Origin of the sequence: Sphingomonas sp. GC_Shp_3, from assembly GCF_026540945.1 — a bacterium.
GTDB lineage: Bacteria > Pseudomonadota > Alphaproteobacteria > Sphingomonadales > Sphingomonadaceae > Sphingomonas.
Genome location: NZ_JALNUT010000005.1, coordinates 65328 through 91221, shown reverse-complemented (window position 1 = coordinate 91221; position 25894 = coordinate 65328). Strand labels below are relative to the sequence as shown.

Below are 25894 nucleotides of genomic sequence, written 5' to 3'. Positions count from 1 at the left end.
AACGGACGCCCCTTTTTAGAAACCCATTACCTCGGCTCAGCCGTCGTAATCGGCGCCCAGGTTCTGGTTGCGCGGCGGGGCAGCGGCAGTGAGGCGCAGCGCCTCGGCCGATGCGGCCAGCGAGCCGACCTCGTCCGGTGCGTCGTCGTCGTCGACCTGAACCTTCTGCATGCCGGAGATAACGGACTCTTCGAGATGATCGGGACGAACCAGCTCCTCGGCGATCTCGCGCAGCGCGACGACCGGGTTCTTGTCACGGTCGCGGTCGAGCATCAGCTCGGCGCCGCCGGAAATCTGCCGCGCACGCTGCGCGGCGAACAGCACCAGATCAAACCGGTTCGGGATCTTGTCGACGCAATCTTCGACGGTGACGCGCGCCATGAACGGCTTCCTTCGTGGATAATGCTGGGGATAAGCGTGATGACCTACGCGCGTCACGCCACCAAGTCAAGAAACGCGCCATGCCGGCGACTGAGGGTGCCGATTGCGACGCGAGCCTTGTGCGGTGGTGACGGCGATATGTGATCGAAGCGACACTTGCCCAACCGTCTCCTGCGCGCCACGACGCCGCCATGGCAGTGTCTGACTCACAACCGACGTTTATGGTCGACGGCAATCGTCTGCGCATGCTCGTCACCGGGCCGGAACGTTTCGATATGCTGATCGCATTGATCGACGGCGCGCGAACCACGCTGCGGATGCTCTACTACATCTATGTCGACGATCGTGTCGGCGAGGCGGTGCGCGCCGCACTAATGCGGGCGGCGGCGCGCGGCGTGACGGTGTCGCTGATCGTCGACGGGCTTGGCAGCGAACATGCCGCGCAGCATCACTTCTTCGATCCGCTGCGCGATGCCGGTGTCCGCGTCTGCCGCTTCGTGCCGCGATGGGGACGGCGCTACCTGCTGCGCAACCATCAGAAGCTGGCGCTGGCCGATGGCGAGACGCGCGAACTGGCGCGCGCGATCATCGGCGGGTTCAATGTCGAGGACGGATATTTCGGCACGCCGGCGGAACAGGCGTGGCGCGACCTCGGTCTGCTTGTCGAGGGGCCGGCGGCACACCGCATCACCGGCTATTTCGACGCGTTGTCGCAGTGGGCGCAGCTGCCCAAGGCGCCGCTACGCGCGCTCGGCCGCGACCTGTCGAACTGGAGCGAGCCGCACGGGGCTGCGCGTTGGCTGTTCGGCGGTCCGACGCGGCGGCTGTCACCATGGGCGCGGGCGGTAAAGCACGACATGGATGGCGCACGCGACATCGCCCTGATCGCCGGCTATTTCGCGCCGAGCCCGGGGATGCTCAAGCGGCTCGATACCGTGGGCATGCGCGGGCGAGTGCGGATCGTACTGGCATCGAAGAACGATCACGGCGCGGCGATCTGGGCATCGCGCTTCACTTATGCCGGGTTGCTGCGCAAGCGTGTGGAAATCTACGAATATCAGCCGACGAAGCTGCACACCAAGCTCTTCGTCATCGACAACGTGGTATATATCGGTTCGGCCAATTACGACGTGCGCAGCCTGTTCCTCAACCTCGAGATGATGCTGCGGATCGACGATGCCGCCTTCGCCGCGCATGTTCGCGGCTATTTCGACGGCGAAGTGGTGGATTCGGAGCGGATCACCCCGGAACTCTATACCGAACGCACCAGCTGGTGGACGAAGATCAAACAGGCAGCGGCGTTCTTCGTGATGACGGTGCTGGACTATAACGTCACGCGCGGTCTCAATTTCGGGCGTGAGCGGCAGCAATGATCGGCCGGATCGCGAACGATCCGGCCGATTGCGTCACTTCGTGCCGATGAACGGCAAGGGTGCACTCGCGCCGGTATAGGTCGGCAGGCGGCCGTCCCACTTCTCCACCGCGCGCAGGTTGACGATCTCCGGGTTGGTGCGGATCGCCTCCGCCTCGACCTGGATCGCCTTGGCGTCGCCCTGCGCCTTTGCGACGCGGGCCTGCGCGTCGGCGGTCGCGGTGGCGACGTTGGCCTGCGCGGCGAGCGCCTGTTGTTCGTTGGCGATCTTGGCGTTGATCTGCGCCAGCACCGCGTCGGGCACGACGATGTTGCCGGCCCAGTAAAGCTGCTCGATCTGGAGCCCAAACGGCGCGAAATAGGCTTGTACGTGGCGCAAGGCGGTCTGGATCAGCTCGCTCTTGTGCGGGCCGTAGATCTCCTCGACGCCGAGCTGCGCGGCGCGTTCGACCACGGCGTTGCGGATCGCGTTGCGCACCGGCCCCGCCACGATCGCGTCCATCTCGGTGCGATAGCGCTGGAACAGCACCGGCGCGCGGCTGGCATCGACGTGATAGGCGACCGCGACATCCGCCGACAGACCGAGGCCGTTCTTGTCCTGGAAGCTGAACGATTCATCCGTGCCGTTCTGCTCGGTGGTCGAATGTGTCCAGGTGTAGGTGCGCGTGAACACCGGATATTCGTAGATGTTGGTACCCGGAGGCGCGAAATACCAGCCGACCGGCAAAGCTTGTGACGCGACGCCCGCGTTGCCGCCGATGTTGTTGACGCGGATGCCGACGTAGCCCGGCTGCACCCGCGCGAACGCACCCATGAGGAAAATCGCCAGCACGCCAAAGGTGATGACCAGCATCACCGCCGTGCCCGTGCGCCGAACCGCGAAGCGACGCAATACGCCGCCCCCGATCCTGTCATCCTCGAAGTCCATGGTTCACTCCTGTTCATAGCCCAGCATGCGGACGACCCGCGCGAAGATGCGCGCAAGACCGGGCGGTACGAGCAGGAGCAACAGGATCGATAGCCAGAGGCCGGTCGACGTATGCGCGTTGAACAGCGCAGGCGCGACGAAAAGCAACAGCCAGAAGGCGGCGACCACGAGTGCAGTCGTCCCGATCCAAAGGCCCACGCCAGTCCGTCTGATGTCCTGCTCCGATCTACGTTTTGCTGCGATCGCCTTTATACTCCCGCCAGAAATCGGGCGAAATCGGAATCGCTCATCTTGCGCGCGTTGCACGAGCGATTGCGTGGCTTGCAGCATGACCGGTTCCGTCTCGCGGAGCGATGGGTTACGCGAGGACATGACCAAGACGATCACCGCGAGAGCAGGCTCGGTACTGCGCGACTTCCTGCGGCAGGAGGCGGCGGGCGGCATCGTGCTAATGGCGGCAGCAGCGCTGGCGCTGATCGTCGCCAACTCGCCGTTTGCCGATCGCTATTTCCACCTGCTGCACCTGCGCACCGGACCTGTGCTGGCGCCGGCGCTCGGGGCGATGACGGTGCATCTGTGGATCAACGATGCGTTGATGGCGGTGTTCTTCCTGTTCGTCGGGCTGGAGATCAAGCGTGAGCTTGTCGACGGGCGGCTGTCCAACCCCGCGCGGCGGCGGCTGCCGGTGATCGCGGCGGCGGCGGGGATGCTGGTGCCGGCTGCGCTGTTCCTCGCGGTCGCTGGCGGCGATGCGGCATTGCGGCCGGGCTGGGCGATCCCTGCGGCGACCGACATCGCCTTTGCGATCGGCGTGATGGCGCTGCTCGGCCCTCGCGTGCCGCCATCGTTGAAGCTATTCCTGACCACGGTGGCGATCGTCGATGACATGGGCGCGGTGGCGATCATCGCGGTGGCCTATACGACCGGGATCGACTGGATCGCGCTCGCCGGGGCAGGGGGGATGCTGCTGGTGATGGCGGCGATGAACCGGCGTGGTGTTATGACGCTGGCACCCTATCTGCTCGCCTTCGTAGGCCTGTGGTGGCTGGTGCTGCTCTCCGGCGTCCATGCCACCGTCGCGGGCGTGCTGGCGGCGGCGATGATCCCGATCATCCGTTCACGCGGTACGCCGGACGACGCGCACTCGCCGCTCCACCGGCTCGAACACGCGCTGTCGCCTTGGGTGGCGTTCGGCATCGTACCGCTGTTCGCCTTTGCCAACGCCGGTATCGCGCTTGGCGGCCTGCCGGCGGATGTGCTGCGCGCGCCGCTGGTGATCGCGGTGATCGTCGGGCTGTTCTTCGGCAAGCAGGCCGGCATCCTTGGTGGTGTCGCGCTGGCCGCGCGACTTGGCATTGCGGCGCGGCCAAGTGGTGCGTCCTGGGCGCAGCTATACGGCGTGGCGTTGCTGGCCGGGATCGGCTTCACCATGAGCCTGTTCATCGGCGGCCTCGCATTCCCAGGCGGGGCGGCGTTGCAGGATCAGGTCAAGGTTGGCGTGTTGCTCGGCTCGTTGCTGTCGGCAGTGGCGGGTTACGCGATCCTGCGATCGTCGAGCACCGCCAAGCCCAGTACGCCGAGGCCCGCCAGCGCCAGCGCCGCGCCGACCCAGCCGGTCGACGTCCAGCCGTAACCCGCCGCGATCGCGATGCCGCCCAGCCACGGCCCCAGCGCATTGGCGGTGTTGAACGCCGAATGGTTGAGCGCAGCGGCAAGCGCCTGCGCCTTTCCGGCCACGTCCATCAACCGGGTCTGCAACACAGCGCCGAGGGCGCCCGTGAAACCGATCGCGAACACGTCGAGGCAGATCGACCAGAAATGCGGCGCGGCGAGCGGGTAGAGCGCGAGCGACACCACGCTGCCGGCGAGCAGGACCGCCGCCGTGGGCATCAGCGCACGATCGGCGAAGCGCGGCGCGATGATGTTGCCGAGCGTCATGCCAACGCCGAACACCGCCAGCACCAGCGGCAGGCTCGCCGCAGAAGCGCGCGTAACGTCGAGCAACGTCGAGGCAAGGTACGTGTAGACGCAGAACATCCCGCCGAACCCGATCGCGCCGATGCCAAGCGTCAGCCATACGCGCTTGTTGGCGAGCGCGCTGAGTTCAGTGAGCGGGCTGACTCCCGGCTCCGGCGTGTCGCGCGGCGCGAACAAGGCGACGAGCAGCACCGTCAGCAGCGCGAGCACCGCCACCACACCGAACCCCCAGCGCCAGCCAACCGCCTGGCCCAGCCAGTTGGCGAGCGGCACGCCGAGGATCGTCGCCACCGTCAGCCCGAGCATCACCCGCCCGACCGCCTGCGAACGCTGGTTGGTCGGCACCAGCGATGCCGCAACCAGGGAGGCGATGCCAAAATAAGCGCCATGTGGTAGGCCGCTCAGGAAGCGGAACAACAGCATCCAGTGATAACTCGGCGCGAGCGCGGAAAGGCCGTTGAACAATGCGAAGGCGGTCATCAGGGCGATCAGCAGCATACGCCTGGACAGTTTCGCCGCCGCCACCGCCAGCAATGGCGCGCCCACCACAACGCCGAGCGCATAGGCGCTGATGACATGGCCGGCGGTCGGCGCATCGATGCCGAGACCTTTCGCGAAATACGGCACCAGGCTCATCGTCGCGAATTCGGTGGTGCCGATTGCGAAACCGCCCATCGCCAGCGCGAAGTGGATGACCGCGACGGGCGCGTTCGGGCGAGCGTCATCGATTGCGGGAGCGGTTGCAGGCATAGCGTGCAAGTGGCGATGCTGCGGTGCAGCGTCAACCGCAGTGCATGCAGGTGTACGCCTGCAAAGGACAATCGCTGCCTGACGAGTGGCAAAGTCGTCGATGCTGTGCGACGAGCATGGCTATGCCGTTCGTTTTTCTCGCTCTCGCCGGCGTCTTTTGGGGCCTTGGTTTCCCTTTGGGGAAGATCGCGCTTCATGAAATGGTGCCAGCGCACATGGTGCTGCTGCGTTTCGCTGTCGCGGCGATCGTGTCGCTGCCGTTCGCGCTTGCCTCGGCCGAGGCGCGGAGGCTGTTCCGCAACGGGCCGGTGGTGCTGGCCGGGATTTGCTATGGCGTCGCGTTCATGGTGCAGTTTGAAGGGCTGGCGCGCGTCACGGTGACGCTGGCGGCGCTGCTGGTCGGGGCGATGCCGGCGCTGATCGCGGTGACGGCGTTCGTCCTGCGCGAGCGGGTGAGCCGCGCGTCTTGGCTGGGCGTGATCGGGGCGACGCTCGGCGCGGTGCTGATCGCGGGCAAGCCGGACGGATCGGGCTCGCCGCTCGGTATAGCCTTGTCGCTGGTATCGCTGGTGATCTTCCTCGGCTGGCTGCTGGCGCTGCGCGGCGCGCCGAAAACGTCGCCCGGCATGGCAGGCGCGATGGCGGTGCCGGCCGTCACGGTTATCATCGCCGCGATCACAGTGCTGCCGATCGCGCTGTTGCTGCATGGCGCGCCGCCGCTGCACGTGTCGGCGGCGGCATGGGGCGGGATCGTCGGGCAGGGGCTGCTGTCGACCTTCCTCGCGACGGTGGCGTGGAACGTCGGCGCGGCGCGGGTCGGGAGTGCCGCGGCGGGCGTGTTCATCAACATTGAGCCGCTGGTCGGGTCGGTGCTCGGCATCGGTCTGTTCGGTGATCCGGCGGGGGCGACGATCATCGTCGGCGGCCTGCTCATCATCGCCGGCAGCATCGTCACCGTGCTCGGCGAGCGTCCAGAACCCGAAGGCGGGGAGCGGATGGCGGACGCGGCACATGGCCTGTCCACCGACTGACGCTTAGCCGAGCGCGGCCGTCAACGTCGCGCGCACGCCGCCTACGCCGCTTTGCCCAACATCATATTCGACGATCGAATGCAGGCTCTGCGCCATCGCGCGGATCAGTTTGGTGCCGACACCGGTGCCGCGCGCCGGCGCGGCGGTGTCCATGCCGATGCCGTCATCCTCGACTGCCAACCGGAACTGCTCGTCCCCGACATGCGAAAGCGCGATCCGCACTTCACCGCCTTTGAGCGGGTAGGCGTATTTGCAGGCGTTGCTGACCAGTTCGGTGACGATCACGCCGAGCGACACCGCCCGATCGGTCGTCAGCCGGATCGGTTCGGCCGAGAGCGTCAGCGTGCGCGGCTCCGCCTCGCTCGACCAGGTTTCGCCGAGTTCGTCGACCAGCGCGCCGAGATATTCGCGCATGTCGACCTGTTCGACATCGTTGGTGGTGTAGAGCCGGCGGTGCACCTGCGCGATCGCGGCGATGCGGCGCTGCGTATCCTCAAGCGCGGCACGGGCGCTGTCGTCGACAAGCGCGGTCGATTGCAGCCGCACCATCGCCGAGACGATCTGGAGGCTGTTGGCGACGCGGTGATTGACCTCGCGCAGCAGCGCCTCGAGCCGGGCATTGCTGGCGCGCAGCATCTGTTCGGCGGCGAGCTTGTCGCGCTCGAGCCGGGTGCGCTCCAGCACCTGCGAGAACGAACTGACGAGCAGATCGAAGAAGTCCGGGCCGACCGCCTTCACCACATAATCCGCCGCCCCGGCCTTCAGCGCGGCGACGGCGATGCGACCTTCCTCCGAACCGGTGACGTACACCACCGGCGGTGCGTCCGGGAGCGTGCGCAGATGTGCCAGCGTTTCAAGGCCATCCATACCCGGCATGTAGTGATCGACCGCGATCAGGTCGAAGCGCTGTGCCTTGGCAAGCTCCAGACCCTGCGGGCCGCCTTCCGCCACCGTCACGACGAAGCCATGCCGCGCGAGCGAACGCCCGACCAGCCGGCGAAGACCTTCGTCGTCGTCGATATACAGGACGTGCGTCGCAGCAGAGGCGGGGACCGCGTTGAGCATCAGTCGCCTTCGATCTCCGGCACCTGGATGACCGACAGGAACAGGCCAAGCTGGCGGATCGCCTGCGCGAAGCTTTCGTAATTGACCGGCTTGGTGATGTAGACGTTACAGCCGAGATCATAGCAACGCTGGATCTCGACCTTGTCGTCGGTGGTGGTCAGCACCACGACCGGCGTGCGCTTCAGCTCGGGCGATCCCTTGATCTTGGCGAGAATGTCCGTCCCGCTCATGTCGGGGAGGTTAAGATCGAGCAGCACCAGCGCCGGACCATTGTGCGCCGGACCGTGCTCGTGGTTGAACAGGTAATCGAGCGCGGTGGTGCCGTCGGTGAAATGGTTGATGCCGTTCAGGATCCCGGCACGGCGGATGTTCTTCTCGATCAGGCGGGCATGGCCCTCATCGTCCTCGATCATCACGATGCTGACGGAACGTTGGTCGGTCATGCTGGGTCTCGCTCGCTTCGGTTCTTGGTTTCGGCATAGATCAGGGGCAGGTTCACGCGGAAGGTGGAGCCCCGACCCAGTTCCGATGCCACGTCGATAGTTCCGCCAAGCCGATACGCCAAGGCGCGGACGTGCGCGAGTCCGATCCCTTCGCCCGGCTGATCCTGCGTACCGGAGCGGCGGAACAGATCAAAGATGCGGGAATGATCCGAGGCGGCGATACCGCGGCCATTATCCTCGACCTCGAACACCGCACGCATGCCCTCGCGTGCGCCGCGCAGCACGATGCGCCCCGGCCGTTTCGGATCGAGATACTTCACCGCATTCTCGACGAGGTTGGACAGGATCTGCTCGACCGCGAGCCGGTCGCTGACGATGCCGACCATCGGCTCTTTCACGATCATCTCGGCGCCGCGATCGTCGAGCAGATGCTGCAGGCTGCCGCGGATCGACACGGCGAGCGCCGCCATATCGAGCGGCTCGGGCGAGATCACGCGCCGGCCCTGACGCGACAGTTTGAGGATCGCGTTGATGAGCCGGTCCATCTTCTGCGTCGAGGTGCGGATAAAGCCGATCGCCTCGGGCAGATCCTCGCGCGCGGCGAGCCGCATGTCTTCGGTGACGATCCCGGGCGCCTCCGCCTCGGCCCGGTCGATCAGGCCAGAGATGGTTGCTGTCGCGGCCTCAAGTTCGGCGGTGAAGCCCATCACGTTGACCAGCGGCGAGCGCAGATCGTGGCTGACGATATAGGCGAAGCGCTGCACCTCCTCGTTCGCGCGGGTGAGATCGGTGGTCCGTTCCACGACCTGCTCCTCCAGCGACTCGGCGAAAGCCCGCAACTGGTCGCGCGAGCTGGCGAGATCGCGCGTGTAGCGCAGCACCGTCGCGATCGAGAGCAGCGCGACGACGAGCAGCAAGACCGCCGCGACGCCAAGCACGCCGTAAAATGCGCGCACGGCCGCACGCTGTTCGGCATCGCGGATCGCGAGCAGGCGTGACTCCTCGTCCGCCATCCGCATCAGCAGCGTCCGGATCTGGTACATGCGCCGCGCCACCCGCTCCGCGATGAAGCGCTGCACCGCCTCGCTCGTCCGGCCGGTTGCGGTGAGCGCGATCGATAGGTCGCGCTGCGTCACCAGGTTGCGCACCAGCGGCCGCAACGCCGCGACATTGGCGCGCTGGACCGGATTGTCGGACGTCAGCGCCGCGATACGGTCGATCTCGGGCGAGGTCTGCGCGGCGGCGAGAATATAATTTTGTCGATAATCCGCGTCGCCGGTCAGCAGATAGCCGCGTCGTGCGGTTTCGCCCTGCTCAACCAGCGTGCGGGTCTGCGCGATCGCGAGCTTAACGGTGTATGTGTGGTTGACTGCGTCGGTATGCGCCTGGTTGCGCGAGGTCGCCCACACCGCAGCCAGACCGGCGGCAAGCAACGCGATGAACCCTACGGCCATGCACGTGATCAACAGACGGCCGACCGCTTCCTGCGTGCCGCCCACGGCCCGTATCACCCGTCCCATCATCGCTGTGGTTGGTAGAGCGCGCCGCCGTAAAACACCAGTGGGACAGAATTGATATAGATCAACCCAGAACTGTCAGAGCAGGCGTTCTTGCAGGCTCTGCCGACCGACGAAGCCGCCGCTCTGCCGCCGCGCCAATTCGGTCTCGGCGGTGAAGCGCACGTCGATGTCACGGTCGCCGAGAAACTTGGTGAGCGAGTCATCCTCGATCTCGTGCCACTCCTTGCCCCGATCAGGGCCGTAGCGGACGCGCGGCAACAGGCCGGGCATGTTTGACCATTCGAGCAACTGCTCGATGCTCGCCTCGTTCAGCATGTCGCGCAGGTGGAAGGCGGTGACATAGGCATCGGGGAAGGCGCGGTGCGCGGGCAGGCCGCGTTCATGCTCGATACCCTCCGGCTTGCGCCAATAGCGCAGCACCTGGTTGGAGAAGCTGGGCGCGTCCGGCCACAGCCGCATCGCGCATTTCCAGGTGCAGATCCATTCGGCGCTGCGGGTCAGCGCGGGCGTGCAGAACTGCTGTTCGAAGTCGGCGCGGTGCGCGGCGAGCGCGAGCCGGCGCGGCCACGGATCGAGCGCAGCGCGGGCGACATCGTGCCACAGCGGCGCATCCGCCACCTGTTCATCGAGGATATGGTGGATCGCCTGGGTGATTGGCGGCATCGAGCGGCCGGGGTTGACCAGCCGCGAACCGCCTTCGCCAACCAGTTCCCATCTGCCGTCGGCCTGCAACGCGACATCCTGCCAGCCGATCTCACACACGCCGTGCGCGGGCGGGGCGGGGCCGGTGGTTTCGAGATCGACGACACGGATCATGGGCGGGGGCGGGGGTGGCGGCATGCCCTCTAGGTGGCGGCTCGGGCGGGGAAAAGCCAGCCCTGCCGCCGGATCACGTCGGGCGCACGATCCCGCTCGCCTCTAACTGCGCGTCGATTTGGGCGAGCAGCCGCTCCAACCCCGCCGCATCATGCGCCTCGGCACGCGCGGTCAGCATGTCCTGCGTATGCGACGCGCGCAGCAGCCACCAGCCATCAGCCGTATCGACCCGCGCGCCGTCGGTGCGGTTCACGGCTGCGCCTTGGTCGGTGAGCCGGGCGAGAACCTCCTCGATCACCGCGAATTTCTGCGCGGCCGGCACCGCGAACCGCAGTTCGGGCGTGTTGACCATACGCGGCATCGCATCGTGCAGATCGGCAAGCGTGCGCCCGCTCGCCGCCACCGCATCGATCAGCCGGACGGCGGCGTAATGCGCATCGTCCACGCCGCCGAACGCGCCGCCGAAGTAGATATGCCCGCTCATCTCGCCGCCGATGACCGCAGCGGTCTCGCGCATCTTGGTCTTCATCAGGCTGTGGCCGGTCTTCCACATCACCGGCACGCCGCCGAGCGTACGCACCCGCTCGAACAGGGCGCTGCTGGTCTTCACGTCGCCGATCACGCTCGCGCCGGGCGCGCGGCTTAGCGCAGTTTCGACCAGAACGGACAGAATCTGATCCGCCGCGAGCGTGCGACCGAGACTGTCGACCACACCGATCCGGTCGCCATCGCCATCGAAAGCCACGCCAAAATCGAGCTGCTTGTCCACGACCAGCGCCTTGAGATCGGCCAGGTTCGGTTCTTCGGAAGGATCGGGATGATGGTTGGGGAAATTGCCGTCGATATCGGTGAACAGCAGGTGATGCTCACCCGGCAGGCGCTGCACGAGCTGCTCGATCACCGTGCCGGACGCGCCGTTGCCGGCATCCCAGCCGATCCGGTACGCCGCCCCGCCAAACCCGGCGACCAGCCGGTCGAGATAGGCGTGCAGCACGTCCGCTTCGGTTACCGCGCCCGCGCCCTCGGTCCAGTCGCCCGTCTCGGCAAGGCGGGCAAGCTGCTGGAGATCGTCGCCGAAAAACGGCGCGTGGTGCAGCGTGAACTTGAGGCCGTTCTGATCGGCGGGATTATGGCTGCCGGTTACTTGTATGCCGCCATCCACCGCTAACGTCGCCTCCGCGAACGCCAGCATCGGGGTCGGCCCGATGCCGATGCGCACCACGTCGATGCCGCTTGTCGTCAGCCCGGCGACAAGCGCCGCCTCCAGCGCGGGCGAGGTCAGCCGCCCGTCATAACCGACGGCGACACGCTGGCCGCCCCCGCGCCGCACGACGCTCGCAAAGCCACGCCCGAGCGCATGCGCATCCGCTGTGTGCAGCGTCTCGCCGACCACGCCGCGCACGTCATATTCGCGCAGGATGGCAGGGTCGATGCGGTGCGTCACCGCTTGAGCAGCACGTCGCGTGCGGCGTTGATCCGCCGCGCCAGATCGGCCGAGCCACCGCGATCGGGATGAACCGCCGAGACCAGCCGGCGGTGTGCGGCGCGGATCGCGTCCGCGTCGGCCGATGCGCTGACGCCGAGGATCGCGCGCGCCTCTGCCTCGTCGATGCGCGCGGGCGCAGGTTTGCGACGCAAATAATACCAGCCGAACGCGATCAACGCGATCAGGACGAGGACCTTCGCCACTATGCGACTTGTGGGATGGCGACGTCGGGCAGCGACAGCGCGTTCATCATTTCGCGCAGCTCCTGCCGCGCGGCGACGTGGCTCAGCCCCATCTCACCGAACGCGCCCGCGTCGAGCATAGTCAGCCCCTGCGGGAACAGTTCGCGGTAGATCACGCGTTCGCCAAGCCCCGGGATGATGCGGAAGCCCACCCGTTTGGCAAGCTGGTCGAGTGCGGAGGACACGCGCCGCATGTTGCGCGCCTCGATGTGCTGAACGCGGTTGCGCAACACCACCCAGTCGATCGTCGCGCCATCCGCGCGCGCCCGGATCTTGCGCGCGTCCCAGATCAGCTCGGCATAGAAGCTCGGCCGCGTTACCTTGTAGGTGTCGGGATCGACCTGACCGATCAGATCGAAATCGACGAAACTGTCGTTCATCGGCGTCACCAAAGTATCGGCGCGCTGTGCCGCCAGCCGCGCGAACGGATCGTCGCGACCCGGCGTATCGATGACGAGGAAGTCGCTGCCCTCCGACAGATCGGCGAACAGCTCCTCGAACCGTTCCGGCGTCTTGCCGTCGTGCGTGGCGTGGCGCGGAATGATGAGGTCACGCTCGGTGCGCTTGGCGGTAGTCGCGCGGTTGTCGAGGTAGCGCCCGACCGTGCGCTGCCGGTGGTCGAGATCGAACGCGGCGACGCGGCCGCCCTTCGCCGCCAGCGCGATGGCGACGTGCACCGCCGTCGTCGATTTACCCGTGCCGCCCTTTTCGTTTGCGAACACGATGATGTGCGGCTTTTTTCCGTCGCCCGGCAATGTCTTATGATCCTTGTGTTGCCCGTATCGGCCATCGCCCATAGAAGGCCGGGCCATTCTTACCGGAGGCTAGACGCCCGTGCAAACCATCCGTCAGATCGTCCCGTTGCGAGACGCTATCGCCGCCTTTCGTGCGGCGGGGGAGAGCGTGGCGCTGGTGCCGACGATGGGCGCGCTCCACGCCGGGCACATGGCGCTGATCGAGGCGGCGAAGCGGCCGGGCCGGCGGATCGTCGCGTCGATCTTCGTCAATCCGCGCCAGTTCGGGGCGGGCGAAGACCTGTCGCGTTACCCGCGACGCGAGGCTACAGACTCGCAAATGCTGACCCGCGCAGGCTGCGACGTGCTGTGGGCGCCGCCGGTCGAGGAGGTGTATCCGGCCGGCTTCGCCACCAACGTCTCGGTCGGCGGGGTCAGCGCCGGGATGGACGGCGCGGCCCGGCCGGGGCATTTCGACGGGGTGGCGACGGTCGTGGCCAAGCTTTTCAATCAGGTCCGCCCCGATGTGGCTTTGTTTGGCGAGAAGGATTTCCAGCAGCTCGCGGTGATCCGCCGCATGGTGGCCGATCTCGACTTCGATATCGAGATCGTCGGCGTGCCGACCCAGCGCGAGGATGACGGGCTCGCGCTCTCATCCCGCAACATCTACCTCGACGAGGGCGAGCGGGTGCGCGCGGTGGCGTTGCCGCGTGCGCTCGGCGTGGCGGCGCGCGAGATCGGGCGGGGCGGCGACGTGTCGACCGCGATCGCCAGCGCGCACGATATGCTGACGGGGGCAGGGTTCGCGATCGACTACGTCTGCCTGGTCGATGCCGAGACGCTGACCGAGCATCCCGAACCTGGCCGCCCGCTACGCCTGCTCGCCGCGGCGCGGCTCGGCTCGACGCGGTTGATCGACAACGTCGCGGTGGACATGCAAGCGATCTGAACACCCGCTTCCGCGTTTCGATACAGTATCGATTCGTTTGGCGGACGAGCCGGCGCGGTGTCGTAGCCTGCGCTGCGAAGTCAAAACCCTGTAATCCTGCGGAGTTGATCCCGGGCTGCAAAGCGCCGAATCGGGTCATCGTTGCTGACCTGCGCGATATCCCGCTCCGGACTTATGCTTAATCGCCGTTAACCGATTCTTTAACGATCATGCGCGACACTGACGTCACAGAGTTGATCGTTAAAAACGGGGGTTCACGGAACATGGGCAGCAGCCTGAAAAGCGCGCAGTTTCTCATCGACAGTCGCATCGCCGATGCGGCACGCGGCGATGCGGGTGCGCTGTACGATCTCGGCATGGTGTATTCGAGCGGCGCATCCGGCGTCGGCATCGATCTCGTCGAGGCGCACAAATGGTTCAATCTCGCCGCCGTCGCCGGCAGCGAAGAGGCGATGGCCTGCCGTAGCGAGATCGCCGAGGACATGTCGCCACGCGAAATTTCGGTCGCACAGAAGGCCGCGCGCGCCTGGCTGGCGATGAGCGGCGCACGCCCGCGCTACGCCGCCTGAAAGCGCACCACCGTCCGTTCGTGCCGAGCGCAGCCTTGGCGTATGCCTCGACTTCGCTCGGGACGAACGGGCTTAGCGGGTCAGGCGATCAAGCCTCCTTTGCGGCCTTTGGTGCGGCTTTCTTGGCAGGCGCCTTCTTGGCTGCCGCTTTGGCCGGAGCCTTCGCCGCCGCCTTCTTCGGTGCGGCCTTCTTGGCTGGTGCCTTCTTCTTCGGCTTGGCGGGGGCCGCCGCCGCGCGCGCATCGATCAGTTGCGCCGCTTCTTCAAGCGTCAGCGCATCCTTCTCGATCGACTTGGGCAAGGTCGCGTTGGTCTCGCCATCGGTGACATAGGCGCCGTAGCGACCCTCCATCAGCTTGATCTCCGCCTCGGTGCGGGGATGCTTGCCGAGCACCTTGAGCGGTTCGCGCGCAGCCCCCCGCTGCGGGCGACCGCCACCCGCCGCTGCTTCGGCGAGCTTGACCACCGCCGCGTTCATGCCGGTCTCGAACACCTCCTCGGTCGAGGTCAGCCGCGCGTACTTGCCGGCATGTTGCAGATACGGTCCATAGCGCCCAATCGAGGCGAGGATCGGCTCTGCCGTCTCCGGATGCGTGCCGATCGTGCGCGGCAGCGACAGCAGCTTGATCGCCCATTCCAGATCGAGTTCGGGTATGTCCTTGGGGATCGAGGCGCGCTTCGCCTCCTTGCCGTCGCCGAGCTGGACGTACGGGCCGAACCGCCCGGACTTGCGCTCGATCGGCAGGCCGGTGTCGGGATCGTTGCCGAGAATCTCGTTCTCGAGTGCGGCACCGTCTTCCGCCGCACCGCCCTGGCCAAAGCGGCGGGTGTATTTGCATTCCGGATAGTTCGAACACGCCACGAACGCACCGAATTTGCCGCCACGCAACGCCAACTGGCCGACCCCGCAATTCGGGCACAGCCGCGGGTCGGCCCTGTCGGCGCGCTCCGGGAACAGATAGGGCGCGAGGAACTTGTCGAGTTCCGCGGTCACTTCAGAGGGCTTCTGTTCCATCACCTCGCTGGTGCGCGGCTTGAAGTCCTTCCAGAACGCCTCCAGCACCGCCTGCCACTCGGCGCGACCACCCGACACCTCGTCGAGTTCGTCCTCAAGGCCGGCGGTGAAATCATAGCCGACATAGCGTTCGAAGAAGCGTTCGAGGAACGCCGTCACCAGCCGCCCGCTTTCTTCGGCAAAGAAGCGGTTCTTCTCGGTGCGGACGTAGCTGCGGTCCTTGAGCGTCTTGATGATCGATGCGTAGGTAGAAGGCCGGCCGATGCCGAGTTCCTCCAGCCGTTTGACGAGGCTCGCTTCCGAAAAGCGCGGCGGCGGCTGGGTGAAGTGCTGCTCGGCGTCGACCGCCTTCTTGGCGGGCGCATCGCCATCGCGCAGGCGGGGCAGGCGGCGCGCGTCCTCGTCGGCGCTGTCGTCGGTGCCTTCCTCGTACAGCGTGAGATAGCCAGGGAAGAGCACGACCTGGCCGGTGGCGCGCAAAGCCGTGCGGCCGGTGCCCTCGGCCAACTCGACGGTCGTGCGTTCCAGTCTCGCGGACGCCATCTGGCTGGCGAGCGCGCGCTTCCAGATCAGATCGTACAGCCGGCCGTGATCGCCCGAGCCGGCGCGATCCTTGCCGAAATCGGTCGGGCGGATCGCCTCGTGTGCTTCCTGCGCGTTCTTCGCCTTGGAGGTATAGTGGCGCGGCTTGTCCGGCACGTAACCGGCATCATAGCGGTTGGCGATGGCGAGACGCGCGGCGGAAATCGCGCTCGAATCCATCTGCACGCCGTCGGTCCGCATATAGGTGATCGCGCCGTCCTCGTAGAGGCTCTGCGCGATCCGCATCGTGTGATCGGCCGAGAAACCGAGCTTGCGCGATGCCTCCTGCTGGAGCGTCGAGGTGGTGAACGGCGGCGGCGGGTTGCGCGTGGCGGGCTTGGTCTCGACCGACTGAACGGTGAAATGCCCGGCCTCGACATCGGCCTTGGCGCGCATCGCGGTGGCTTCGTCGCCGATCGACAGGCGGTCGATCTTGTCGCCGTTCCAGCGCGTCAGCCGAGCCGTAAACGGCGTGCCGTCCTGCTCCATCTGCGCGGCGACCGACCAGTATTCCTGTGCGCGGAACGCCTCGATCTCACGCTCACGCTCGACGATCAGCCGCAGCGCGACCGACTGCACACGGCCGGCCGATTTGGCGCCGGGCAGCTTGCGCCACAGCACCGGCGACAGCGTGAAGCCGACCAGATAGTCGAGCGCACGCCGCGCGCGGTACGCGTCGATCAGATCGGTATCGAGTTCGCGCGGGTGCTTCATCGCCTCCGTCACGGTCGCCTTGGTGATGGCGTTGAACGTCACGCGCTGCACGTCCTTGGGCAGCGCCTTGCGGTTCTTCAGCACCTCCTGCACGTGCCACGAAATCGCCTCGCCCTCGCGATCCGGATCGGTGGCGAGGATCAGGCGGTCGGCGGTCTTGGCGAGATCGGTGATCGCCTTCAGCTGCTTGGTCTTGTCGGCGTAGTTTTCCCATTCCATCGCGAACCCCTCGTCGGGGTTCACTGAACCGTCCTTGGGCGGCAGATCGCGGACGTGGCCGTAGCTCGCCAGCACGCGATAGTCGGAGCCGAGATACTTCTCGATGGTTTTCGCCTTGGCCGGCGATTCGACGATAACTAGCTGCATGGCGGTTCGGTCACATCCTTACGTGTACGCACGAGGGTGAAAGGCTAGGCCGGGTGGCGTCAAGTGGGGTGCGCATAGCCGCATCCACAAGGTTCGTCTCGGCGGATGATCGCCTTGACTCTTGTGCGGCCCGCCGCTAACCGCCCGCCTTCGCATTTGGTCCCGCACCCCGGTGAAGCGGTGGCCCCGGTATGTCTTGTCGGCGCGATGACCGGGTATCGATCGGCACGGTCTTTCAGAACGCGCCGGTCTTGTTGTTGGCAAGTGTCTAAGGAAATATCATGTCGAAGCGTTCCAGCGCCAAGCATAAACTCGATCGCCGTATGGGCGAGAACATCTGGGGCCGTCCCAAGTCCCCGGTGAACAAGCGTGAGTACGGCCCCGGCCAGCACGGCCAGCGCCGCAAGGGCAAGGTTTCGGACTTCGGTCTGCAGCTGCGCGCCAAGCAGAAGCTGAAGGGCTATTACGGCGACGTCACCGAGAAGCAGTTCCGCGCATGCTACCATGAGGCGGCACGCATGAAGGGCGATACCAGCCAGAACCTGATCGGCCTGCTCGAGATGCGTCTCGACATGATCGTGTACCGCGCCAAGTTCGCGCCGACTGTGTTCGCCGCGCGTCAGCTCGTTTCGCACGGCCACGTCCGCGTCAACGGCGTGAAGTGCAACATCGCCTCGCGTCGCGTGTTCGCTGGTGAAGAGATCACGCTGGGTTCGAAGGCGCAGGAAATGGCGCTGGTGATGGAAGCGCAGGCGCTGTCCGAGCGTGAGATCCCCGATTACGTCGCTCCGGATGGTGCCGCCAAGGTCACCTTCACGCGCGTGCCGACGCTCGACGAAGTGCCGTATCCGGTAAAGATGGAACCGAACTTGGTGGTCGAGTTCTACTCGCGCTGATCGAGATTTAGCGAAGCTAAATCGAGGTTCCTCAGCGCGAGCGGCCGGCGGCGCCATGGCGCCGACCGACGACGCGGGCTTCGCCCGCCTCGCTCACCCCGAGAAACAAAAAGGGCGGCCCGCAACGGCCGCCCTTTTTTATATTCTAGCCTCAAACCCACCCTCACGGCGTCGCCGGCAACCCCAGCGACTTGCGCAGAAACCCGTCCATCGTATCGAGCATCGTCGCGCGCACCGCGTTATCCTCGAGTTGATGGTCGAGCGTCGGGATTTCGGAGTACGTCACCAGCTTATGCGCGCTCTTTAGCCGCGCCGCCATCAACCGCGATTCGGCGACTGAGACGTTACGGTCGAGATCGCCGTGGAACAGCAGCACCGGCGCGACAAAACGATCGGCATGCTGCGCCGGCGATCCGGCGGCGACATTAGGGCCATGACCGATTTGCGCGTCGATAAGGGGAAAGTTGGTGAAGTCGCGCCATTCCTGCCGGCGGCTTTCGAGATCGGTGACCGGCGCCACTGCGACGATCGCCTTGAACAACTGCGGATCGACCACGGCGGATTGTAGCGCCGCATAGCCACCGTATGACCAGCCGACGATCGCCAGTTTAGCTGGATCCGCGATGCCCTGCTTGACCAACCAGCGCCCGCTATCGTTGACGTCGCCAATCGCGATCGGCCAGGATTGAAAGCCGTTCTTTTCGAAGAAGGCGATCCCGTACCCGGTCGAAGCCCGAAAATTGGGCTGAAGGACGGCATAACCGCGGTTCGCGAAAAATTGCGCCAGCCAGTCGAAGCCCCATTCGTCACGCGCGTCCGGCCCACCGTGCGGCATGACGATCGAAGGCAGACCCTTGCCGGAACTTCCCGGCGGCAGCGTCAGATAGGCGGGAATCGTCGTGCCATCAGCGACGCTGACGCTGACCGGTTTGACCGTTGCCAGCGTGGTCTTGGCGAGTGCCTTGCGTACCGGCAGGAGCTCCGCCAGCTTGCGGGTTGCTTTATCGTAGAGGTAATAGCGGCCGGGATCGATATCGCTGCCGGCAAAGATCACCAGCTTGCTTTCGTCGGCGGTGGCATCGACAATGTTGACGAGCGGCAGGCCCGGCAGCGCCTTTGAAAGCGCGGTCGACAGCTTGGCGAGGTCTGGATCGAAATACACCGTCTGGCGCTTGTCGGTGGCGAAGCTGACGCCAACTAGACGATCCTGTCGCCCGACCGATATGGCGGCATCGATATCTACATCTGGCCGGGCGAGAACCAGCTCTCGCTTCAACGATCCGTCGAGCGCGACCGCATAGAGCGCGGTACGACCATCGACTGAATCAAACCCATAAGCGACATTCTTGTCAGGATCGACCGCGACCGGATCGAACCCGATGCTGGTCGTGTCGTTCTGCTTGACGACGCCAAGCGGTTTCCACTGGCGGCTATTCGGCGTGCGGTAGAACACGCTGACGGAATTCTTCATATAACCGGCGGTATTCTCGCCGCGCAGCTTCATGATCCGCACGATGCCGTGGCCGTCGCTGATATACGCCTCGGCGCCCTTGCGAGGGGGCTCGACCATCGTGCGTTTAAGCGTGACCGTGTCGATACGGTCGACGCCCAGCCCCTCCTGTGTGCTGGCGACGAGGCTGCCCGTGGTCGATTCGGGTACGTAGGTGTGTGTCATCAGCACGCTGCCGTCGGCTCGGTCGGCCTGCCAGTCGATCACCTCGCCACCGCCAAGCGCGTAGTTCAGCGATCGATCGTTGGTGCGCGCGCTTAGCATGACGACACGCTTGCCGTCGGCATCGAGCGCGAAGATACGCGAGAACGGTAGCACGCGCTGCTGCGCGTCGGTCGCCACCATGTAGATACTGCAGACCAGTCGGGTATCGGTGGTCCAATGGCAGGATTGCAGCCGATCGGGATTGCCTGATGAGGATGAGATCGCAGTCAGCTCGCCGGTTGCGACCGTGGCGATGATGATGGCGTCGCCACGCGCACCGGTTGGAGCAATATACGCGATACGTTTGCCGTCAGGCGAAATGCTGATCTGACGAACATCCTCGCGCGCGCCGAAATGCGTAGCGGCGTCGCTCGCCGCCCCAGCCTGCGATGCCAGCGACACTACGGCCAACGCCGCCCATGCTATGTGTTTCATCCCGCTCCCCAAAACGTCCCCGGGGAAAGGCGTAGCTTCGTCACGCACCGTCGTAAAGCGGTCGCCAAAACGCAACCGTCCCGCCTGCTCCAATGCGCAAACGGGACGGTTTCACGTGGAACGAAGCTGCTGCCGTTAGCGCGGTGCGACGGACAGTTTGAAGATCATCTCGCTGTGGTACGGCTTGCCGGGATCGACACGTGCCGACACGAAATCGGGATGGTTGGGCGAGTCCGGGAACTTCTGCGGCTCGAGCGAGACCGAATCGCCCATTCGATAGACGTGGCCATGCTTGCCGACGAACGTGCCATCGAGGAAGTTGCCAGTGTAGAACTGCACGCCAGGCTCGGTACTCAGCACTTCAAGAACGCGGCCCGAGGCCGGGTCTTCCAGCCGTGCGGCGAGTTCCGGCGTCTTGGTCAGGCCCTTGTCGAGCGCGAAATTATGATCGTAGCCTTGGCCGAAGCGGATCTGCGCGTCGCGCCCGTCGCGGATGCCCTCGGCGATGACGCGGGGTGCGCGGAAGTCGAACACGGTGCCCTCGACCGGTCGACGCTCGCCGGTCGGGATCAGGTGCGCGTCGACCGGGGTGTACGCCTTGGCGGGGATCATCAGCGTATGGAAGGTCGCACCGGCCGGCGCACCTTCACCGGCGAGATTGAAGAAGCTGTGATTGGTCATGTTGACGACGGTTGGCTTGGTGGTCTTCGCGTCGTAGCTGACCTTCAGCGCGCCACTCTCGTCGAGTGCGTAGGTGACGGTTGCATCAAGGGCGCCAGGGTAGCCGGCGTCGCCATCCGGGCTCGAATAGGCGAGCACCACCGAGGCAGTCGGCCCCGATTTGACCGACACGATCTTCCAGACCTGCTTGTCGAACCCCTTGCCGCCACCGTGCAGCGAATTGACCTTATCGTTGAGCGGCAGCTGGTAGGTCTTGCCGTCGAGCGTGAACTTGCCGCCCGCGATGCGGTTGGCATAACGCCCGATCGTTGCGCCGAAGTAGTTGGGGTGGCTCTGATACGTGGCCGCATCGTCATAGCCGAGTGCGATGTCGGCGAGCTTACCGTCGCGATCCGGCGCGATCAGCGACTGAAGCGTCGCGCCGTAGTTGAGGATGCGCGCCGATACGCCGTGACCGTTGGAGAGCGTCACCGCTTCCACCGCGGAACCGTCGGCAAGCGTGCCTGCCGCCTCACGCTTGGCTTCGGCGGCGTTGGCCGCGTAGGGAGTGAAGGCGGTCGCCACGGCAAGAGCCGCCACGCCGGCGCGCCAGATATTCAGCATCCTCTGAGTCCCTTCCTGGAGCGCCAGCGATGCGGCGCCTTGTGCATGAAATGTATAGTCAGACAAGAATTGGCAGGGCAAGGCCCTGATGCCACATCAAAACGACTGGCTAAGCGAAGTTCTGCATGGCGCTGGCGGTATCCTCCAGCGCGAGATCGACGAGGATGCGCATGGCGGCATTTGCGGCGGCCGGGTCGCCGGCTGCGATGGCGTCGTAGACGCGGGCGTGATCGGGGATAGGGTTGCGCGGCAGCTCGCGCGCGCGCTGTTTATACTGTGTCGTCCAGCTTACCGCCGTGCCGATGCTGGCGGCGAGCACCATCATCGCGTCGTTGCGGGTGGCGCGCAGGATCGCGTCATGGAAATCGCGATCGGCGGCGCGGCCCGCCGCGGTGGCGAGCGAATGGCGACGCATTCGGCCGAGCGCGTCCTTGAGGATCCGCAGATCGTCGCGATCGCGTCGCTCCGCCGCGAACCCTGCCGCCGCCGGTTCCACCACCGCGCGCAGTTCGAACAGGTTGCGGACGAACTGCGCGTCCGGCTCGCCCGCGAAGGCCCAGGTCAGCACGTCGGGATCGAGCAAGTTCCAGCGCGCGCGCGGCAGCACGCGTGTGCCCGCCTTGGGCCGGCTTTCGACCAGCCCCTTGGCCGCAAGCGCACGGATCGCCTCGCGGTAGGCGCCGCGCGACACGTCGAGCGCTTCGGAGAAATCGACCTCGCTCGACAGGATATCGCCCGGCGCATAGGCGCCCGAGACGATCGCTATGCCGATTTTGTGTGCGATCGCGCCGTTTAGCCGGCGCCCGGTGCCGCGCGGCGTGCGTTCTACGACCGCGCCTTCCACGCCTTGGTCCTGTTCGGTCATCCTTATCTCCCGCTGCCAGCCGTACCAGCCGTTTCGCCGTTTCAAAACGAAAGATTGCATTGTCCGGCTGGCAAAAATAAGTAGGAGTAATCGAACGGCGGACACGAGCGGTCGGGCTGACCGCGCCAACCAGGCGGGAGTCTGGTCGGGGTTTTGGGTGCGCCGAGGTACTTTGACGGCAGAACGCGCCCGGTGCGCGCACCGAAGAGAGGATTAATCGCATGGCGCTTCGCCTGTTGCAGCACCGTACACCATCCGGCACGCGAGCGGTGATCGCCGCCGATGGTGACAGCGCAGCGTTCGTCAACGGGGTGGCGTCGATCCGCGCACTGGCGTTGCAGGCGATCGAGAGCGGCACCGGATTGGCGGCCGCAGTGGCGGCGCTGGGCACCGGCGACACCGTCGACCTCGCCGCAGCCTTCGCGGCCGGCGAGATCATCGCGCCGATCGACCATGACGACAGCGCACACATGATCCTGGCCGGCACCGGGCTTACCCACCTCGGTTCGGCCGAGGGACGTGACAAGATGCACAAGGCAGCCGCTGCTGCCGAGACGCTTACCGATTCGATGCGCATGTTTCAGGAGGGGGTTGCCGGCGGCAAGCCCGCCGGCGGCGCGGAAGGCCAGCAGCCCGAATGGTTCTACAAGGGTGACGGTTCGCAACTCGTCGCGCCCGGCGCGCCGCTGGAAATGCCCGCGTTCGCCAAGGATGGTGGAGAGGAGCCCGAGCTTGCCGGCATCTACCTGATCGGGCCGGACGGTACGCCGTTCCGGCTCGGCATCTGCCTCGCCAACGAATTCAGCGATCATGTAACCGAGCGGCATAATTACCTGTGGCTGGCACATTCCAAGCTGCGGCAGGCCTCGCTCGGCCCGGAACTGCTGGTCGGCGCGCTGCCCGACCACGTCGAGGGCACCAGCCGCATCGTGCGCGATGGCGAAACGCTGTGGGAGCAACCATTCCTGTCGGGTGAGGCGAACATGTCGCACAGCTTCGCCAATCTCGAACATCATCACTTCAAATACGACCTGTTCCGCCGCCCGGGCGACGTGCACGTGCACTTCTTCGGCACCGCCACGCTGTCGTTCAGCGCGGGGGTGCAAACGCAAGTGGGAGACGTGTTCGAGATTGCGGCGGCGCCGTTCACGCTGCCGCTGCGTAACCCGCTCGCTCGCGCCGAGGCCAAGCCGGCAGTCGTCAAGGCGCTCTGACCTCGTGGACCCGATCCGCATCGCCATCGTCGGCATGGGCAAGATCGCGCGCGACCAGCATCTGCCCGCGATCCTGGGCGACGAAGCGTTCAGCCTCGCCGCGACGGTGAGTCCGCTCGCGGAGCAGACCGTCGCGGGTGTGCCGCACCGCGCCAGCCTCGACGCGCTGCTGGCGGACGGGCCGGCGGTGGATGCGATCGCGCTCTGTACGCCGCCGCAGGTGCGCTACGATCTTGCCACGCAGGCGCTGGCGCACGGTATTCACGTCTTTTTAGAAAAACCACCAGGCGCGACACTCGCCGAAGTCGATGCGTTGGAGTCGCAAGCCGCCGAGACCGGCGTAACGTTGTTCGCGGCATGGCACTCGCGCTTCGCCGCCGGGGTGGCGCCGGCGCGGGCATGGTTGGCGGAACGCCGGATCGACAGCGTGTCGATCGTGTGGCGCGAGGACGTGAGGGTCTGGCATCCGGGGCAGGCCTGGATCTGGCAGCCGGGTGGCCTCGGCGTGTTCGATCCCGGCATTAATGCGCTGTCGATCGCGACGCATATCCTGCCGCGCCCGTTCTTCCTGCGCGCCGGCACGCTCGCGATTCCCGCCAACCGCGCCGCGCCGATCGCCGCCGACCTCACCTTCTGCGGTACCGCCGGCATGACCATCCACGTCGATCTCGACTGGCGGCAGACGGGGCCGCAACGCTGGGACATTGTGGTTGAAACCGATGCCGGTACCTGCACGCTCTCTAACGGCGGCGCGGTGCTGACGCTGCCAGGCAGCGCCGTTCACGGTGAGGACCGCGAATATTCCGGCCTCTATGCACATTTCGCCACACTGGTAAGAACCGGCCGCAGCGAGATCGACACACGCCCGCTCAAGCTCGTCGCCGATGTATTCCTGCGGGCACGACGCGAGAGCGTAGAAGCATTTAACGATTAAAACTGGGAGGATGATAATGCGGAAGTTCCTGCAGATGATGCTGACCGGCGCGGCGCTGGTCGCCGGCGCCACCGGAAGCGTGGCGCAACAACCGGTGCCGTTGACCGAGACGCCGCCGCCGGCGGGCACCGCCAGCGTGACGCTGCATGCCGATACGCCCGGCCCGGTCTATGATCGCCGCATCTTCACCCAGTTCGCCGAGCATCTCGGCAACGGCATCTATGGCGGCCTGTGGGTCGGCACGAACTCCAAGATCCCCAACACGCACGGTTTCCGCAACGACGTGGTTGGTGCGCTGAAGCAGCTCGGCGTGCCGGTGGTGCGTTGGCCCGGCGGGTGCTTCGCGGACGAATATCACTGGCGGGAAGGCATCGGCGCGCCCGCCAAGCGCCCGGTCAAGGTCAACACCCACTGGGGCGGCGTGACTGAACCCAACGCGGTCGGCACGCATGAGTTCATGGACCTGATGGACCAGCTCGGGTCCGAACCGTACATCTCCGGCAACGTCGGCAACGGCACCCCGCGCGAGATGGCGGAGTGGGTCGAATATATGACCGCACCGGCCGGCAGCCTTGCCGACGAACGCGCCAGGAACGGCCACAAGGCGCCGTGGAAGGTGCCGTTGTTCGGCATCGGCAACGAACTGTGGGGCTGCGGCGGCAACATGCGCGCCGAATATGCCGCCGACGAGACCAAGCGTTACGCGACCTTCATCGTCGCGCCAGAGGGCACCAGGATCGTCAAGATCGCGTCGGGCGCGAATGGCGACGATTACAAATGGACCGAAACCATGATGCGCGACGCCGCCGGGCAGATCGACGGCGTCTCGCTGCATTACTACACCGTGCCCGGCGGCGGCGGCTGGCCGCCCAAGGCATCCTCGACGCAGTTCGACGAAGCGGGTTGGGCGGAAACGCTGTCCGATACCGAGCGGATGGAGGAGCTGATCTCCAAGCACGCCGCGGTGATGGACAAATACGATCCCAAGAAGCGCGTCTTCCTGGCGGTGGACGAATGGGGCACTTGGTACAAGGCGGACCCGGGCACCAACCCCGGCTTCCTGCGCCAGCAGAACACGCTGCGCGATGCGCTGGTGGCGTCGATCAACCTCGACATCTTCGCGCATCATGCTGACCGCGTGCGGGTGACGGCGATCGCGCAGATGGTCAACGTGCTGCAGGCGATGATCCTCACCGAAGGCGACAAGATGGTGAAGACGCCGACCTATTACGTCTACCAGATGTACAAGCCGTACATGGACGCGACCGTGCTGCCGCTCGACATCAAGTCGCCGTGGTACGGCAAGGACAAGTGGACGATGCCGCAGATCAGCGCATCGGCGGTGCGGGACAAGGCGGGCAAGGTGCATGTCGCGCTGTCCAACCTCAACCCGAACCAGCCGATCACGGTCAGCGTCGGGCTCGCCGGAGTCACGGCGAGCGCGGTGTCGGGCCAGATCCTCACCGCCGGGGCGATCAACGCGTATAACGACTTCAACACGCCGAACGCGGTGGCTCCAGCGGCCTTCACCGGCGCGCGGATCGACGGTTCGACGCTCAGCGTCGCGCTGCCGGCGAAGTCGGTGGTGATGCTCGACCTGCAATAACGGTCG

24 protein-coding genes are annotated in these 25894 nt (G+C 65.9%); 9 read left to right on the top strand and 15 right to left on the bottom strand.

Going from position 1 to position 25894, the window contains the following annotated elements; genetic code table 11:
• Nucleotides 1-36: 36 nt before the first annotated feature.
• Entirely contained in the window at nucleotides 37-381 is a 345-nt protein-coding gene (rpoZ, locus tag OXR00_RS12110; RefSeq protein ID WP_242151992.1) for a DNA-directed RNA polymerase subunit omega, read from the bottom strand.
• 191 nt (nucleotides 382-572) lie between these two features.
• Here rpoZ and OXR00_RS12105 point away from each other — a divergent pair, with 191 nt between their 5' ends.
• Nucleotides 573-1754 carry a phosphatidylserine/phosphatidylglycerophosphate/cardiolipin synthase family protein gene (locus tag OXR00_RS12105; protein ID WP_267388465.1) on the top strand — a complete coding sequence of 394 codons (1182 nt, stop codon included), beginning with the start codon at nucleotides 573-575 and terminating at the stop codon, nucleotides 1752-1754.
• Nucleotides 1755-1787: 33 nt separating this feature from the next.
• Here OXR00_RS12105 and OXR00_RS12100 read toward each other — a convergent pair whose 3' ends face one another.
• Nucleotides 1788-2681 (bottom strand): SPFH domain-containing protein, encoded by an 894-nt coding sequence (locus OXR00_RS12100; protein ID WP_267388464.1) that lies wholly within the window; start codon nucleotides 2679-2681, stop codon nucleotides 1788-1790.
• A 3-nt stretch (nucleotides 2682-2684) separates the two neighbouring features.
• Complete coding sequence (locus tag OXR00_RS12095) at nucleotides 2685-3011, bottom strand: hypothetical protein (protein WP_267388463.1); 327 nt, start codon at nucleotides 3009-3011, stop codon at nucleotides 2685-2687.
• Between the two features lie 40 nt (nucleotides 3012-3051).
• On the opposite strand from OXR00_RS12095, the gene nhaA reads away from it, so the two are divergent.
• Nucleotides 3052-4314, top strand: coding sequence for a Na+/H+ antiporter NhaA (nhaA, locus tag OXR00_RS12090; protein ID WP_267388569.1), 1263 nt, complete (start codon nucleotides 3052-3054; stop codon nucleotides 4312-4314).
• On the opposite strand, the gene OXR00_RS12085 is transcribed toward nhaA, so the two are convergent.
• The gene (locus OXR00_RS12085) at nucleotides 4215-5408 is read right to left on the bottom strand and encodes an MFS transporter (RefSeq protein ID WP_267388462.1); all 1194 of its coding nucleotides are present in this window, start codon (nucleotides 5406-5408) and stop codon (nucleotides 4215-4217) included. The two genes, nhaA and OXR00_RS12085, sit on opposite strands and share 100 nt — an antisense overlap.
• Before the next feature lie 122 nt (nucleotides 5409-5530).
• Here OXR00_RS12085 and OXR00_RS12080 point away from each other — a divergent pair, with 122 nt between their 5' ends.
• On the top strand, nucleotides 5531-6439 hold the full coding sequence (locus OXR00_RS12080) for a DMT family transporter (RefSeq protein WP_267388461.1): 909 nt from the start codon (nucleotides 5531-5533) through the stop codon (nucleotides 6437-6439).
• A gap of 3 nt (nucleotides 6440-6442) precedes the next feature.
• Here the strand turns inward: OXR00_RS12080 and OXR00_RS12075 are convergent, their stop codons facing one another.
• The 7 genes from OXR00_RS12075 to OXR00_RS12045 form a co-directional block, all read right to left on the bottom strand.
• Nucleotides 6443-7504: a response regulator gene (locus OXR00_RS12075; RefSeq protein ID WP_267388460.1), complete on the bottom strand. Its 1062-nt coding sequence runs from the start codon at nucleotides 7502-7504 to the stop codon at nucleotides 6443-6445.
• Nucleotides 7504-7947, bottom strand: a complete 444-nt coding sequence (locus tag OXR00_RS12070) for a response regulator (RefSeq protein ID WP_242151970.1) — start codon at nucleotides 7945-7947, stop codon at nucleotides 7504-7506. The genes OXR00_RS12075 and OXR00_RS12070 overlap by 1 nt, the downstream gene beginning before the upstream one ends.
• Nucleotides 7944-9401, bottom strand: coding sequence for a CHASE3 domain-containing protein (locus OXR00_RS12065; protein ID WP_346731999.1), 1458 nt, complete (start codon nucleotides 9399-9401; stop codon nucleotides 7944-7946). Before OXR00_RS12065 ends, OXR00_RS12070 begins: the two co-directional genes overlap by 4 nt.
• Nucleotides 9402-9542: 141 nt before the next feature.
• Nucleotides 9543-10283: an exonuclease domain-containing protein gene (locus tag OXR00_RS12060; protein WP_267388458.1), complete on the bottom strand. Its 741-nt coding sequence runs from the start codon at nucleotides 10281-10283 to the stop codon at nucleotides 9543-9545.
• A 73-nt stretch (nucleotides 10284-10356) separates the two neighbouring features.
• A complete protein-coding gene (locus OXR00_RS12055; protein ID WP_267388457.1) occupies nucleotides 10357-11727 on the bottom strand; it encodes a phosphomannomutase/phosphoglucomutase in 1371 nt (456 codons plus the stop codon).
• Nucleotides 11724-11972, bottom strand: coding sequence for a DnaJ domain-containing protein (locus OXR00_RS12050; protein ID WP_242151956.1), 249 nt, complete (start codon nucleotides 11970-11972; stop codon nucleotides 11724-11726). Before OXR00_RS12050 ends, OXR00_RS12055 begins: the two co-directional genes overlap by 4 nt.
• Nucleotides 11972-12808, bottom strand: a complete 837-nt coding sequence (locus tag OXR00_RS12045; RefSeq protein ID WP_267388456.1) for a division plane positioning ATPase MipZ — start codon at nucleotides 12806-12808, stop codon at nucleotides 11972-11974. Before OXR00_RS12045 ends, OXR00_RS12050 begins: the two co-directional genes overlap by 1 nt.
• A 37-nt stretch (nucleotides 12809-12845) precedes the next feature.
• Here OXR00_RS12045 and panC point away from each other — a divergent pair, with 37 nt between their 5' ends.
• Nucleotides 12846-13694 (top strand): pantoate--beta-alanine ligase, encoded by an 849-nt coding sequence (panC, locus tag OXR00_RS12040; RefSeq protein ID WP_267388455.1) that lies wholly within the window; start codon nucleotides 12846-12848, stop codon nucleotides 13692-13694.
• A gap of 263 nt (nucleotides 13695-13957) precedes the next feature.
• Nucleotides 13958-14263 (top strand): hypothetical protein, encoded by a 306-nt coding sequence (locus tag OXR00_RS12035; RefSeq protein WP_267388454.1) that lies wholly within the window; start codon nucleotides 13958-13960, stop codon nucleotides 14261-14263.
• A gap of 88 nt (nucleotides 14264-14351) precedes the next feature.
• Here the strand turns inward: OXR00_RS12035 and topA are convergent, their stop codons facing one another.
• Nucleotides 14352-16940 carry a type I DNA topoisomerase gene (gene topA / locus OXR00_RS12030; RefSeq protein WP_267388453.1) on the bottom strand — a complete coding sequence of 863 codons (2589 nt, stop codon included), beginning with the start codon at nucleotides 16938-16940 and terminating at the stop codon, nucleotides 14352-14354.
• Nucleotides 16941-17221: 281 nt separating this feature from the next.
• On the opposite strand from topA, the gene rpsD reads away from it, so the two are divergent.
• Entirely contained in the window at nucleotides 17222-17836 is a 615-nt protein-coding gene (gene rpsD / locus OXR00_RS12025) for a 30S ribosomal protein S4 (protein WP_242151940.1), read from the top strand.
• A gap of 163 nt (nucleotides 17837-17999) precedes the next feature.
• Here the strand turns inward: rpsD and OXR00_RS12020 are convergent, their stop codons facing one another.
• From OXR00_RS12020 to OXR00_RS12010, 3 genes are all read right to left on the bottom strand, one after another.
• Nucleotides 18000-19985 (bottom strand): S9 family peptidase, encoded by a 1986-nt coding sequence (locus OXR00_RS12020; RefSeq protein WP_267388452.1) that lies wholly within the window; start codon nucleotides 19983-19985, stop codon nucleotides 18000-18002.
• 135 nt (nucleotides 19986-20120) lie between these two features.
• On the bottom strand, nucleotides 20121-21269 hold the full coding sequence (locus OXR00_RS12015) for an aldose epimerase family protein (protein WP_267388451.1): 1149 nt from the start codon (nucleotides 21267-21269) through the stop codon (nucleotides 20121-20123).
• A 109-nt stretch (nucleotides 21270-21378) separates the two neighbouring features.
• Nucleotides 21379-22134 (bottom strand): FadR/GntR family transcriptional regulator, encoded by a 756-nt coding sequence (locus tag OXR00_RS12010; RefSeq protein WP_267388450.1) that lies wholly within the window; start codon nucleotides 22132-22134, stop codon nucleotides 21379-21381.
• A gap of 221 nt (nucleotides 22135-22355) precedes the next feature.
• On the opposite strand from OXR00_RS12010, the gene araD1 reads away from it, so the two are divergent.
• From araD1 to OXR00_RS11995, 3 genes are read left to right on the top strand one after another with little or no spacing between them, the layout of a single operon-like run.
• Nucleotides 22356-23348, top strand: coding sequence for an AraD1 family protein (araD1, locus tag OXR00_RS12005; RefSeq protein ID WP_267388449.1), 993 nt, complete (start codon nucleotides 22356-22358; stop codon nucleotides 23346-23348).
• Nucleotides 23349-23352: 4 nt separating this feature from the next.
• Entirely contained in the window at nucleotides 23353-24282 is a 930-nt protein-coding gene (locus OXR00_RS12000; protein WP_267388448.1) for a Gfo/Idh/MocA family oxidoreductase, read from the top strand.
• Nucleotides 24283-24298: 16 nt separating this feature from the next.
• A complete protein-coding gene (locus OXR00_RS11995; RefSeq protein ID WP_267388447.1) occupies nucleotides 24299-25888 on the top strand; it encodes an alpha-L-arabinofuranosidase C-terminal domain-containing protein in 1590 nt (529 codons plus the stop codon).
• Nucleotides 25889-25894: the final 6 nt, after the last annotated feature.